General features: G+C 62.1%; 14 protein-coding genes. 7 read left to right on the forward strand and 7 right to left on the reverse strand.

Features of this window, described 5'->3' with window-relative positions; translation table 11 throughout:
* Window positions 1-75: 75 nt before the first annotated feature.
* Genes VJ923_RS03580 through VJ923_RS03595 form a run of 4 tightly spaced genes read left to right on the forward strand, consistent with a single transcriptional unit; the run spans window position 76 to window position 3,612 of the window.
* Window positions 76-618, forward strand: coding sequence for an RNA polymerase sigma factor (locus VJ923_RS03580; protein ID WP_326438614.1), 543 nt, complete (start codon window positions 76-78; stop codon window positions 616-618).
* Window positions 611-1,402: a hypothetical protein gene (locus VJ923_RS03585; protein WP_326438616.1), complete on the forward strand. Its 792-nt coding sequence runs from the start codon at window positions 611-613 to the stop codon at window positions 1,400-1,402. The genes VJ923_RS03580 and VJ923_RS03585 overlap by 8 nt, the downstream gene beginning before the upstream one ends.
* Before the next feature lie 55 nt (window positions 1,403-1,457).
* Window positions 1,458-2,363, forward strand: coding sequence for an ABC transporter ATP-binding protein (locus VJ923_RS03590; RefSeq protein ID WP_326438618.1), 906 nt, complete (start codon window positions 1,458-1,460; stop codon window positions 2,361-2,363).
* Entirely contained in the window at window positions 2,356-3,612 is a 1,257-nt protein-coding gene (locus VJ923_RS03595; protein WP_326438620.1) for an ABC transporter permease, read from the forward strand. The genes VJ923_RS03590 and VJ923_RS03595 overlap by 8 nt, the downstream gene beginning before the upstream one ends.
* A gap of 138 nt (window positions 3,613-3,750) precedes the next feature.
* On the opposite strand, the gene VJ923_RS03600 is transcribed toward VJ923_RS03595, so the two are convergent.
* Both VJ923_RS03600 and VJ923_RS03605 read right to left on the reverse strand, forming a co-directional pair.
* Window positions 3,751-4,509, reverse strand: a complete 759-nt coding sequence (locus tag VJ923_RS03600) for a carboxymuconolactone decarboxylase family protein (RefSeq protein ID WP_326438622.1) — start codon at window positions 4,507-4,509, stop codon at window positions 3,751-3,753.
* 2 nt (window positions 4,510-4,511) lie between these two features.
* Window positions 4,512-5,351 (reverse strand): SDR family oxidoreductase, encoded by an 840-nt coding sequence (locus VJ923_RS03605; protein ID WP_326438624.1) that lies wholly within the window; start codon window positions 5,349-5,351, stop codon window positions 4,512-4,514.
* 130 nt (window positions 5,352-5,481) lie between these two features.
* On the opposite strand from VJ923_RS03605, the gene VJ923_RS03610 reads away from it, so the two are divergent.
* Window positions 5,482-6,369 carry a LysR family transcriptional regulator gene (locus VJ923_RS03610; RefSeq protein WP_326438626.1) on the forward strand — a complete coding sequence of 296 codons (888 nt, stop codon included), beginning with the start codon at window positions 5,482-5,484 and terminating at the stop codon, window positions 6,367-6,369.
* Window positions 6,370-6,576: 207 nt separating this feature from the next.
* Here the strand turns inward: VJ923_RS03610 and VJ923_RS03615 are convergent, their stop codons facing one another.
* The 3 genes from VJ923_RS03615 to guaA form a co-directional block, all read right to left on the reverse strand.
* Window positions 6,577-7,404, reverse strand: coding sequence for a nucleotidyl transferase AbiEii/AbiGii toxin family protein (locus VJ923_RS03615; RefSeq protein WP_326438628.1), 828 nt, complete (start codon window positions 7,402-7,404; stop codon window positions 6,577-6,579).
* The gene (locus VJ923_RS03620) at window positions 7,405-7,956 is read right to left on the reverse strand and encodes a type IV toxin-antitoxin system AbiEi family antitoxin domain-containing protein (RefSeq protein WP_326438630.1); all 552 of its coding nucleotides are present in this window, start codon (window positions 7,954-7,956) and stop codon (window positions 7,405-7,407) included.
* 269 nt (window positions 7,957-8,225) lie between these two features.
* Entirely contained in the window at window positions 8,226-9,206 is a 981-nt protein-coding gene (gene guaA / locus VJ923_RS03625) for a glutamine-hydrolyzing GMP synthase (protein WP_326438632.1), read from the reverse strand.
* Between the two features lie 190 nt (window positions 9,207-9,396).
* Here guaA and VJ923_RS03630 point away from each other — a divergent pair, with 190 nt between their 5' ends.
* Window positions 9,397-11,613 carry a cation:proton antiporter gene (locus tag VJ923_RS03630; RefSeq protein WP_326438634.1) on the forward strand — a complete coding sequence of 739 codons (2,217 nt, stop codon included), beginning with the start codon at window positions 9,397-9,399 and terminating at the stop codon, window positions 11,611-11,613.
* 6 nt (window positions 11,614-11,619) lie between these two features.
* Here VJ923_RS03630 and VJ923_RS03635 read toward each other — a convergent pair whose 3' ends face one another.
* Window positions 11,620-11,976, reverse strand: coding sequence for a HepT-like ribonuclease domain-containing protein (locus VJ923_RS03635; RefSeq protein ID WP_326438636.1), 357 nt, complete (start codon window positions 11,974-11,976; stop codon window positions 11,620-11,622).
* Window positions 11,963-12,265, reverse strand: coding sequence for a nucleotidyltransferase family protein (locus VJ923_RS03640; protein WP_326438638.1), 303 nt, complete (start codon window positions 12,263-12,265; stop codon window positions 11,963-11,965). Before VJ923_RS03640 ends, VJ923_RS03635 begins: the two co-directional genes overlap by 14 nt.
* A 236-nt stretch (window positions 12,266-12,501) precedes the next feature.
* Between VJ923_RS03640 and VJ923_RS03645 the strand changes: the two genes are divergently transcribed.
* Window positions 12,502-12,921, forward strand: coding sequence for a YjdF family protein (locus tag VJ923_RS03645; protein WP_326438640.1), 420 nt, complete (start codon window positions 12,502-12,504; stop codon window positions 12,919-12,921).
* The last annotated feature ends 33 nt before the right edge of the window (window positions 12,922-12,954 follow it).

The following is a 12,954-nucleotide window of genomic DNA, read 5'->3' on the forward strand; positions in this document are numbered from 1 at the left end:
TCGCGGGCCGCAGGAATGCTCGTTTTAAATTGGTGCGCACATTTTCGGGCGCGCCGACGTTAAACGCTGTAGGAGGTGAGAAAGCGGTTGAAGCAGAGCAAGTCCATGGACGCGGATGAGTGCGGGCGTGCCCTTCTGTCGAATCCAGATCGGCTGGCGCGGTTCGCAGAGGAGCACTATGACGAGATTTTCCGCTATTGCGCCCGGCGCCTGCCCTCGGCGGAGGACGCTAAAGACGCCACGCAGGAGGTGTTTCTGCGCCTGGCGAAGTCCCGTGCTGCCTACGACTCCCGGGAAAAGCCGCTTGCCTACCTCTACACCTGCGCGAGGAACGTATGCATCGACATCATGAGGCGTGCGAGACCGGTCAGCACGCTGAGCGATGCCGATGCAGAGCGCATTCCCGACCCTGCGCAGAACGGCATGCACGAGGACCTGCTCCTAGCGGACGCATTGTCGCGCCTGCCCGCGGACGAGCGCGAGGTGCTGGAGTTGCGCTACGGGCAAGACCTCAAAGTGGCGGATATCGCTGCGGTTGTGGGCAAATCGCGGTTCGCGCTTCGTCGTATCGAGCGTCGTGCCCTCGAAAAACTCAGGGAGATGATGGAAGATGATTGATAGGAACGTCGCGCTGAAGGAGAGCCTGCGAGCCCACTACAAGAGAACCGCCGCACCTGTTGACGAGGCGGAGAAGGCCCGCGTCGCGGCCATGGTTCGGGGCGAGGCCGCCCGGTGGTCGTCGGGTATGTCGGTGGACGGGGCTCTGTTCTGGCGTTTCGTCGTCGGGCAGCTCCGCTTCGTCAGCCCGGTTGCCTGGGCGATGCAGGTTGCGCTGCTCGCCGGGATGCTGGCGGTCACGGGCATCCTTCACGGGAGCTCGTCCAGCATGCTGGTCGTGATGGCCTCGGCGGTCCTTTCTGTGGCCTTCGCCGTGCCGTCCGTGTTCAAGAGCTTCGAGCACGATGTCGCGGAGTTGGAGGCGTCGTGCCGTCATGATTCCGCGCAGGTGCTCGCAAGCAGGCTCGTCCTTTTCGGGCTTGCCGACGTGCTTTGGATGTCGGCGGCGGTCTGGCTGGTTCCGACGCTGGCCGGGGAGGAGCCGTTCAGGATCTTTCTCTACGCCGCGACGCCGTTCTTCGCTTTCTGCGCCATCTGCTTCCACCTGTCGCGCATGATGCGCGGGCGCTGCGTTAAGGCCTGTGCTGTGGCGGCGGCCTGCGCCCTAGCGGCACTATGGGGGGCCGGTGCCATCGTGCCGCATTGGTACGCCGAGATGTCCATGGCAGTGTGGGTTTTGGCCCTGGCTGCGGCTCTTGCCCTGGCCGTCCACGAGGCGAGAAGGCTCGTCCTCCAGGTGGCGCAAGACGGCGCTTCCCCGCAGCCTGCTCCCGTGCGGCTGTGAGGTGCGCCGCGATTCAGCGGCGCTGTCGTTTTCGAAAGAAGGAAGGAATATATTCATGGAACTCAAACTCGACCGGCTCACCAAGCAGTTCGGCGCCGCCATTGCGGTCGACCGGGTGAGCGCGGCCTTCTCTCCGGGAGTCTACGGGCTCCTGGGAGCCAATGGCGCGGGGAAGACCACGCTCATGCGCATGATATGCGACGTGCTGAAGCCCACCTCGGGAAGCGTAATCTGGAATGGAGGCCCCATCGAGCGACTCGGGGCGGACTACCGGGCGCTTCTCGGCTATCTTCCCCAGGACTTCGGGTACTATCCGGATTTCACCGCCCTCGACTTCATGCTGTACCTTTCCGCCCTCAAGGGGATCGACGGGCGCATGGCGAAGCGGCGGTCGATGGATCTTCTCGACATGGTAGGGCTGGCGGACGTGTCCAAGCGCAAGATTCGCACCTACTCAGGCGGCATGAAGCAGCGCCTCGGCATTGCCCAGGCGGTCATCAACGACCCGAAGGTGCTCGTGCTGGACGAGCCCACTGCCGGCCTGGATCCCAAGGAGCGTGTGCGCTTTCGCAACATCATCTCCTCTTTCGCGCAGGATAAAATCGTTATTCTCTCCACGCATATCGTCTCCGATGTGGAGTACATCGCCGACGAGATTCTCATGATGCGCGCTGGATCCATCGTGATGACGGGCACGGTTGCGCAAATTGTTGCCGATATTCGCGGAACCGTCTGGGAATGCGGCGTGACCCCGCAGGAGGCAAGCGCCATGGCCGCGTCCATGAATGTGGGCAACCTGCATTACGACCGAGGCGGCATGGCGGTGGTACGGCTGGTGTCGGACACGCGCCCCCATCCTCAGGCCCGCCTCGTGGAGCCCACCCTGGAGGATGTGTACCTGCACCTGTTCAGCGAGCAATCCGGCGATGCCTCCGGCGAGAGGGGAGCGTACCATGGGTAGCCTGATTCGATTCGAGATAAAGAAGATATGTTCCAGGCGGGTTGTGCGGGCGTCCCTCGTCTTCATTCTCGCCATGCTGTGCGTTGTCCTGGGGTTCAATATCGTCTCTCAGTACACGTTGAATCCCGACAGGGTGGGCGAGGAGTACGAGGGCGCGGCGGCCATCGCCCAGATAAGGGCGGATGCCGAGGCGCTTGCCGGGCCTATCACCGACGAGAGGGCGACCGAGGTCTTGCGCGCGTACAAGTCGTTTATAGACGATGAGGGCGAGATAAGGGACGAGTATCGGTACGACCGCGACATCCCGGGCGACAAAGCGGAAGAGTATTGGAGGTTCCACGCGACCCACGGTGCGTACCTGTCCTTGCTGGTTCGCCCCTGGATGGTCGGCTACCAGATGCCCGCATCGGTTGCGGCCACCATCGACGATTCCGCAACGGTCGATCTCTACGGGCGGATTCGCGCGAAGATCGCCTCCCAGCTGGGGGCTGCGGGCGGCGCGTTCACCTACACTGAGGCCGAGAAGAGCTTTTGGGAAGACAAGGAAGGCGGCGTCTCGGTGCCCGTGGAATACGGGTACGCGGGCGGGTGGATGGACTTTCTCGATCTGGTTCAATTCCTCGTGTTCGCGCTTCTTGCCGTGGTGATCGTGTGCGCCCCGGTGTTCAACGTCGAGTATCGGGAGAAAACCGACGCCGTGCTCCTCTCGACGAAGTTCGGGAAAACGCGGCTCGGCTGCGCCAAGGTGCTGGCCGCCCTCATTGTCTCGAGTGCTCTCTACTGGCTTGCGGCGCTTCTTCTGCTCGTCGTGCCGCTGGCCTTCTTCGGCGCCGACGGCGCGGGGCTTCATCTGCAGATTATCAACCTGGCCTATACGTACAACCTGACCCTTCTGGGGGCGTCGCTCGCGTGCTGCCTCGTGGGGTACCTTGCCATGCTCGGACTCTTAGGATTGACGCTTGCGCTCTCGTCGCGCGTACGCTCCTCCATGGGCATCCTGGCCGTCGGCGTGGCGATCGTCATAATCCCGGCGTTCGTGCCGAACCTTTACAACAACGTTGCGAACCACGTGCTGTTCCTGTTTCCCTACAACGCCCTGAATCCGTACAACCTCTTCGATTTGGTGTCCTACGCCATCGGGCCGGCTGTCATCGAGCTTCCCGTCATGGCTTGCGTGCTGTATGCATTGCTGTTTGCCGCGGGGTCGCTGCTCGCCGCCCGGAGCTTCAGCAGGCACCAGGTGGCCTGAGTGCGATTCTTTCTTTTGGCGGCGGCAACAAGCCGAGCTGTTCGCTTGCTGCCGCCGCGATGAACCTGTCCGTGCGCGGGCTTTGCGCGGGGAAGCTGGGTCGTGCGCGGGCACGTCGTCGGCGTGAGCGTCGGCGATCTACAGCGGAATGGCCGAAAGCGCGTTGAGCGTTCGCGGGTAGCCGATGAAGGGCAGGTTGCTGGAGATGACGCGGATGAGCAGCTCCTTCGAATTGCCGACCGAGATGTTGGCCGCCGCATGGGCCTTCGCCTGGGCGTCGCAGCCGCCCTGGGCGACGATGAAGCAGAACGTGATCAGCTCGCGCTGCTTGAGGTCGAGGCCGCCGCGGGTGTACCAGTCGCCGAAGCAGTTGCCCACGAGCCACTCGTTGATCCAGGGGTAGTCGGGATTCCCCTTGTCCCTGTAGCCGCGCATGCCCTCGCCGAAGATGTCGGCCTGCGCCTGCTCGCCCGCGGTCATGCGGCTTTCGCGCTCGGGTGCGGTGGTCGCCTGCTCGGGCAGGGGAAGCGACGCGCCCTCGGCCTCCAGGATCTCGTTGGTCGCCTTCAGGAACGGGAACACGCGCCCGATGCCCAGATAGGCCACGGCCTGGTAGACCACCTCCTTGGCCTGAACGGGCGTGACGCCGTTGCGAAGGGCCGCCGGCAAGATGGCATGGTACTCGTCGATGCCCTGGCAGCCCAGAAGCGTGGCCAGCCATCCTAGATAACGGGTCGTATCGTCCAGTTCCACCTGCCTGACCACCTCGTCGAAGGCGAAGTTGTCGAAGCGCTCGATGAACTCGGGGTCGGTGCGCAAAAAGTCGCTCTCGTAGCCCGGGAACATCTTCTCGTGAAAGGCGCGGGCGGCTTCCGTTATGCGAGCCTGGTACGCCATGGTTATTCGCCCTCCGGGATGTCGGTGGAGGCGGCGAGCTCGGTCTGCGTCCGGTAGTCGTCCAGGCGCTCCTCGAGGCGTGCGATGGTGTCGCGCAGCGCCTGGCTGCCGTAGACCTGGCGCAGCGGCGCCGGTTCTGTGTCCACGGACTCGATCATGCGGGCCGCCATCTTCGCCGGGTCGCCGGCGGCCAGCCCCTTGGAGGGGTCGAGCATGTTCAGGAAGCCGTGCACGTGGTCGTACTCGGGCATGAGGTCGGCCACATGCGCGCTACCGTAGCGGAACTCGGTGCGCGCGCCGCCCGGCTCTACGATGGTGACGCCGATGCCGAATTTCGCCACCTCCTCGGCCACCGACTCGCAGAAGCCCTCGATGCCGAACTTGCAGGCGTGGTACAGGCTGTTCGCGGCGAAGGCCACCTGGCCGCCGTAGCTGGACACCTGGATGATGCGGCCGCGGCCCTGCGCGCGCAGGTGCGGCAGCGCCGTGCGGATGACCTGGATGGACCCGGTGAGGTCGGTGGCGATGATCTTGTCGATGTCGGCGTCGGAGAGCTCCTCGGCCGCGCCGAACAGGCCGTAGCCCGCGTTGCTCACGACGACGTCGATGACGCCGTGGCGGTCGAAGGCCGCGTTGACGACCGAGTGCACGGCGGCCACGTCGGTCACATCCAGGATGACGCAATCGAAGGTGTCGGGGTAGCGCTCGATGAGCTCGGCCACCTTGTCGGTGGAGCGCACGGTGCCGATGACCGTCTTGCCCGCTTTCAGCAGCTGGCGGGTCATCTCGTTTCCGAAACCGGAGCTGACGCCGGTGATGAGCCACGTGTTGGCGTTTTCCATGGCGTTTCCTTTCATTGAACTGTGATGTTTCCGGTGGATACTCCTATAATAGAAAGCGAATTGCTAATGAACAATTCCAATATCTTCTCTATTGCATTAGCAACGCTTATGTATTGCTGAAGGGGGCTCCATGCTGTTGCGCCAGCTCGAATACTTCTGCGCGGTCTGCGAGCGCGGCAGCTTCACGCGCGCGGCGGAGGATCATTTCGTCTCGCAGTCGGCCATCTCCCAGCAGGTGAAATCGTTGGAATCGGAGCTTGGTGTTCGATTGCTCGAACGCAAGGGGCGCGGCTTTGTGATTACCCCCGCCGGGCAGGTCCTGTATCGGAAGGGCTCTGACATCCTCTCGCAGCTCGACGATCTGCGCTTCGAGGTGGAGGGCGTTGCCAACGGCTATGCCACGAGCCTTACTGTGGGATACCTCAACCGCTACGACGGCTGGGAGGTGCAGGCGGCCGTGGCCGCGTTTGCCGCGCGCCATCCCGGTATCGAAATCAACGCTGTGGGCGGCAGTCACGACGAGCTCTATCGCATGGTGGTAAGCGGCGAGGCGGATCTCGTGTTCAACGATCGGCGCCGCGAGCTCTCGGGCGATTTCGTGAACCTGCACCTCATGACGGGCTTCGGATATGTGGAAATATCTGAGATCGACCCCTTGTCCGAGCGCGATGCCGTCTCGGTAAGGGAGCTTAAGGGCAGATGCGCCATACTGATCGCCGCCCCTGAGATGGCGGAGGTGGAGCGCACCTACTATCGCGACCACCTCAATTTCGATTGCGAATTCCGTTTCGTCGGCTCGCGCGAGGAGGGCCGTATGCTGGTGGCGGGGAATCACGGGTTCATGCCGATTGAGATGCGCCAGAGCGAGGGGGCTTCGGGCGCCATCGTAAAGCGTATCCCGCTGGTAGACGCAACGGGCAAGCAAGCGTCCCAAAGTTACTACGCATTCTGGCTGAAAAGCAGAACGAACCCGCTCGTAGAAGAGTTCGCAGAAATACTGAAGGGCCTGTTCGTCTAGCATGATGGCTATACCTGGGCTACGAAGAGCATCAAGAGGAAGATAACGCTCACCCAGGAGAGCCCGAATTCCATTGCGTCCTCTGTTTCTCAAGAAAACGGTCGTCATAGATTCTGTCTCGACTTTATTACGATAGTAGATGACATATTTGCCCATGGCAAAACCTTCCCATATTTGGAAAGGTTTTGACGCGAGACTTCCAAGGGGTCAGCCCTTCAGATTCTTAGCCTCCTGCTCGAAATACCGTACAATGGCAGACGTCGCTTTTTCATGGGGCACCCCAAGCCAATCGTTCTTCGCTCGCATTAATTGGTTGCTGAACCTACGGTTCCCAAAGACGCTCTTGAGCCTGGCTGCAATCTGCCCATAGCTAGCCTCGCGCATGGCGGCATCGTCTATCACGAGGGCATGGAGCGCTCGGCTCAGGGCCTCCTTGCGCACCCCTTTGATGATGAGCAGATAGTAGATGTCGAACACGTCCTTATATCTAGTGGAAGCGGCTCCAATTCTCAAGAGCGACCGTAGCTTCTCTGCGACAACCTGCTCGTCGCTATCCCCGAGCAACGTCACCGACTCGTCCAGCTTGCCGAGGTCGAAGCAGATATCCTGCGCCTCGGGAGACAGGAGCGTGTGGACGCCGATGTCCACTTTCGTGATGATAGTGGCTCCCTCAGCGTCAGTTATGCGAGCATGAACGCGCTTGCCGCTGTAGTCCTGATGCTTGAGTTCCTCTATCTTGCCCGTCAGGGAGATGCTGAAGTCTGAGGATCCGTCACTTAAGGATTTGAAAAATTTCCTGATGGAGCCATCGGTAATCGAGTACCGTACGAAGTCGAGGTCAAAGTCTGTGGTCGCACGCCTGGAGCTTTTCGAGATGTGTTGCATGAGCACGCCACCCTTGATGGTGACATTTCTCGCCATCTGGGACTTTGCAATTAGATCGAGCATGGCATCTTGCGCGGTGCGCGCTTCAGCTTGGGCGTACGACAGTCCCTCATCGATGTAGGCGTCTCTTATCCTCGCAAGACTAGCCATCTAGAGCACCTCTCTCTGCAATATATCGAACATGAAGTCATTTCTCTTGAAGAGGGCAATGTAGTCCTCGATGAGCCTGATGTCCAATTCTTCGGCTATGCGCCTGTACGAGCCAATAACCTCCTTGTAGTAATCGAGAGGAATCGACGCTTGCCGGCGCATGACCTCGACAAGAAGGCGCTCCTTGTCATAAAGGCGAACGGTCCCGTCCGGCTTCTCTACCTCGGTTGCGCCCGGATTGAGGAGATTGCCTTCGATGAAGTATTGTCGATAGCCAGGTTTCACAATTCTGGTTGCCTCTCTGGCCGTTGCGATATGAACCTCATCCGGCATGATGTCGGTCAGTCCGTACTCATACAGCGCGCTATCCATTGTGATGACGCCCTCGGGGTATTGGATATGCGCAACAGCGAGAGGGTCGGGATGGGCGACTGAGGAATACAAGCCTCGATCCAACTTGTGGATGGATCCGTCTGCCACCGCTTTTGACAGCAGGTGCTTCGAGCCGGTTTGCTCCAGCGCTTCTTCATATGTAAACAGAGTATTACCCATGGGCGAGATGTTAACGTAATCATACACATTAATCAAGTTAGTGTGTATGATTAGGGAAACATTAGCTTCACGTAGTCTTGTTGAATTCCTGGGCTGGTGCAAGTGCAAGAGGCGAATGCTGGCATCGTATATTCGGGGTTGTGACAGTCGCGCTGGCGAATGGCGAAAGATGCCAGATAGCGAGAAGGCCAAGATGCAAGAAGCGCTCCTGGGCGGATGCCGGGGAGCGCTTCGGGTTTCGACAACTTAACCGCGAGATAGCGAGGATCCTACTCCCACTCCACCGTCCCAACAGGTTTCGGGGTGAGGTCGTAGCAGACGCGGCAGATGCCGGGGACTTCGTGGGTGATGCGGTCGGTCATGCGCTTGAGCAGGGCCCAATCCAGCTCGGGCACCTCGGCGGTCATGACGTCCACGGTGTTGATGGCGCGGATGATGGCCGGCCACTCGTAGGCGCGCTCGCCGTCGCGCACGCCGGTGGCGCGCATGTCGGGCACCACGGCGAAGTACTGCCAGGCGCCCACGTTCGCCGCTTCCATCTCCTCGCGCACGATGGCGTCGGCCTCGCGCAGCGCTTCCAGGCGGTCGCGGGTGATGGCGCCGAGGCAGCGCACGCCCAAGCCCGGGCCGGGGAAGGGCTGGCGCTCCACCATATTCTCGGGCAGACCCAGCTCGCGGCCGACGACGCGCACCTCGTCCTTGTACAGCAGCTTCACGGGCTCCACCAGGCCGAACTGCAGGTCCTCCGGCAGGCCGCCCACGTTGTGGTGTGCCTTCACGCCGTCCTTCGACTCCAGAATGTCGGGATAAATGGTGCCCTGGCCGAGGAAGTCTACCTCGTCGCCCACCTTGCGGGCCTCTTCCTCGAACACGCGGATGAACTCGCCGCCGATGATCTTGCGCTTGGTCTCGGGCTCGTCCACGCCGGCCAAAAGGTCCAGGAAGCGGTCGGTGGCGTCCACGTACACCAGGTTCGCGTCCATCTGGTTCTGGAACACGTCGATGACCTGCTCGGACTCGCCCTTGCGCATAAGCCCGTGGTTCACGTGCACGCACACGAGGTTCTTCCCGATGGCGCGGATCAGCAGCGCGGCCACCACCGAGGAGTCCACACCGCCGGACAGCGCCAGCAGCACCTTCTTGTCGCCCACCTGCTCGCGAATGGCGGCTACCTGCTCGTCGATAAATGCCTGGGCGAGTTCGGGCGTGGTGATGCGCTCCATGTCTTCGGGGCGAACGTTCTCATCCATGGGGACCTCCTCGGGGGTCTGCGTCGGCTTTTCCGTTGGGGGAATTATAGCGAAAGACCGCTGTGACGGGGGCGTGACAGGGCCGCAACAGAGAAGCGGGGCCCCTTGGCGGCGCGCACGTTCCATTCATAATGGAAAACGTCATGGAAAGCGAGACTTGCGACGGCCGGTATGCGGAAGGGAGGTGCTCGTGGCGACATTGGAATTCGCGTTGGTGGTGCTGGCCTGCGTGATCGGGTCGGCCACGCTGTGCCAGCTGGCGCCGCGCCTGTCGTTGCCGCTCGTGCAGATCGCCGTGGGCTGCGCGGTGGCGCTCGTGGTGCCCGGCGTCCGCGAGGTGCACATCTCTTCCGAGTTGTTTCTGGTGCTGTTCATCGCGCCGCTGCTGTTCGACGAGGCCCGCTCCACCGACCCGCGGCAGCTGTGGGAAAACAAGGGCGCCATCCTGTCGCTGGCTGTGGGGCTCGTGCTGGTCACCGTGCTCGTGGTGGGCTTCGTGCTGAACTGGTTCGTGCCCTCCATTCCGCTGGCCGCCGCCTTCGCCTGCGCCGCCGCCCTGGCCCCCACCGACGCGGCGGCCGTGGGCGCGCTCGCCTCGTCGGTGAGCCTGAAGAAGCGCCAGTCCACGCTGCTCTCGGGCGAGTCGCTCATCAACGACGCCTCGGGCGTGGTGGCCTTCCAGTTCGCCAGCGCCGCCGCGCTCACGGGCACCTTCTCGGCGCTTGATGCGGGAGGCGAGTTCCTGCGGCTGTTCTTCGGTGGCATCGCCGTGGGCGCGGCGCTCGGCTTGGCGGGGCGCCTCTTGGTGCGCCTGCTGCGGCGCGGCGGCTACGAGAGCACCACTACCAACGTGCTCTACGAGGTGTTCTCGCCCTTCTTCGTGTTCCTGTTCGCGGAATGGCTCGGCACCTCTGGCATTCTGGCTGTGGTGGCCGCGGGGCTCGTCATGGCCGAGCGGCAGCAGAGGCTCACCTCCGCTTCGGCGGCCCAGCGCCAGCTCGTGTCCAACGGGTTCTGGCGCATCATCGTGTTCCTCATCAACTCCGTGGTGTTCACGCTGCTGGGCATGGAGCTGCCCCAGGCCTTCACGCCCGCCATCGCCGACAACTTCTCGCTGCCGTTCCTTCTGGGGGTGGTGGCGCTCGTCACGGTGCTCATCATGGGCTGTCGCTTTGCGTGGGCACTCGCCATGGAGGCGGTCCACCGCATCGCGCTGCGCCGCCGGCGCGGGCGGAAGCTGCGCCAGCGATCGTCGAAGATCGAGACCGTCGACACCAACCAGCCTTCCCCGACGCCGCACCTGCGTCATAAGCGGCCCCATTGGCGCGAGCGCGTGGGCAGCCTGCTGCGCAACGCCGCGGCGCTCACCGTAGGCGGCCCGAAGGGCGCGGTCACCCTCTCTATCATTTTCACGCTGCCGCTCACCATGGCCGACGGCGCCACGCCTTTTCCCGACCGTGACCTCATCGTGTTCCTCACGGCGAGTGTCGTGCTGTGCACGTTGCTTCTGGCCGATGGACTCTTGCCCCGCCTGGCGCCGCGAACGGAAAGCGCTGCCAACGAGGACGACCTGCGCCGTGCCGCTATCCGCGTGCTGGAGGGGACGCTGCGCGAGCTGCAGGCCATGCTGGATGCCGACGACACGTCCCAGTACGACCCGGCCCTGCGGCTGACCATCGCCCAGTACCGCATTCGGCTCATCCACGAGCGCGAGGCCCAAAGCGACGGCTGCGGAAAATCGCTCGAGGAGCTTTCCCGGGCCGTGCGCGAGGTGCAGCAGAAGCGCGCCGACGAGCTGCAGAAAGCGGCCGGCCTCAGCGTGGGGGTGAGCACGCCCTACTACGCCACGCTGCGCCGCATTCGCCGCTCCATCGGCTACGACGGCACCGACGTGAATGTGGGTTCGCGCTTCGGCAGCCTGCGCGGCCGAGCGGCCCTCTTGTGGCAGCGCACGCGGCCGGGAACGGTGGAAACCGACCAGGACGAGCGCATTTACTACGACACCTGCCTGTTCGCCATTCAGTTGGAACACGCCGCCATCGACTACCTGCAGGATATCGCCGCGCGGGACGACGGCCGCAAGAAGGCCGCCACAGCGCTTCTGGAAGAGCATCGCATGGCCTTGAACTCGCTGTGGAACCGCATCAACTACGGGCAGGACGTGAAGCAGGCCGACCGCCCCGACATCACCGTCGGTCCCCACGAGAGCCTGCCCGAGGGCATGGAGCCGCTGTTCGGCAAGCAGTTCGCCGAGGCCGCCCGCTATGCCGACGAGGTGGACGCCGACGCGCTCTCCATCGAGCTCGACCAGATTCGCCACCTGCAGGAGCACGGCGAGATATCCCTGCCCATCGCGAATGCCCTGCGCCAACGCGTCTACGTCCTCCAAATGACGCTGGGGGAGTAGGGGGCGCTATTGCTCGTCGCTCAGCAGTTGGCGGCAAAGCCTCTCAAGCTCCGGGATGCTTTCCGTGGCGGTTACCCAGATAATTTCCGGTTTGAGTTTGCCGTATCCGTGGGCGATGCGGTTTCTCAATCCGTAGGCCTGGCTCCAGATTTCAGCAGGGTGCATCTCTTGCAGCGCGTCGTAATAGCCACCACCGCCAACAAGTTCGCCAATTTGGAAGATCGGCATCAGCACGAGATCAAGATAATCATTGTTGGTGGCGATGTTTTCTGCGGTGATGCCATATCGTTCAATGCGATCCGACACGCTTTCGCAAAGGGGGAGCATCAGTTCGAGGCATTCAATCGCGTCAGGATTTCGCATAAAGGAGCTTCCTGTCTTTGAGATAACGCTGCTGGGCACGCGGGTAGAAAGAATCGCACCCGCACACAACGTCGACGGAGCGTCCAAGTGCCTTTTCAAGAGCAACGCCAAGGCCCCCGAGAGAGAAAAGCGTGAACGAGTCGCCGCACTCGATGCAGATGTCGACGTCCGAGTCCTCATCGGCCTCTTTGCGTGCATAGGAGCCGAACAGATAGGCCTCCATAATGTCGTACCGAGGCATTACCTCGCAGACAGCCGAGGAAATGGTATGTTCATCCAGCACTCTCATGGCGTCAGTGTACCATAGAGCGGCGATATTGAGCGATGGCGTATCGCCTTCACGCCGTCACGTCCTTTGGCGCAGCGCGTCAAGCTGTACGAGTACGGTATAATCAGCTCACCAGAGATGAAAACACAGTCCCCGTCGGGTAGTCGTGGGCGTGCGGCGCATCTGCCGCATCAGTAACCTGCCTCCTTGGTTGTCCCTTCTCTGCATGGTGGATCTACATAAAGGAGGAACAAACCATGCAGATCAGCGTGTCGTCCACCCTGACCGTATTTCATGACGGCCAATTTTGGGTGGGAATCGTAGAGCACATCGAGGACAAAAAAATGGGCGCCGTGCGCATTGTATTTGGCGCGGAACCATCTGACGAGGAAGTGCTCCGCTTCGTTATTGAGAAATGGCATACGCTGACGTTCGGTGGTAGTCAGAACGCCGACGCAAAGCCTGCGGCGAAAAACCCGAAGCGCCGGCAGAGGGAGGTGTCGAAGGCGCTCAAGCAACCGTCTGCAAGCACGAAAGCACAGAGCGCGTTGGCGGAACAGCGTGAGGCGATGAAGCATAAGTCGGCGCGGGAGCGCAAACAGAAGCGCGAGGAAGAGAAGCGACTCCGCTTTGAGCAGCGTGCCGAAAAACGCAAAGAGAAGAAGCGGGGGCGTTAGCTGGCGAGCCCGCGGCGCAAATGTGTCGAGGCT

This window comes from Adlercreutzia shanghongiae (assembly GCF_035830635.1).
GTDB lineage: Bacteria > Actinomycetota > Coriobacteriia > Coriobacteriales > Eggerthellaceae > Adlercreutzia > Adlercreutzia shanghongiae.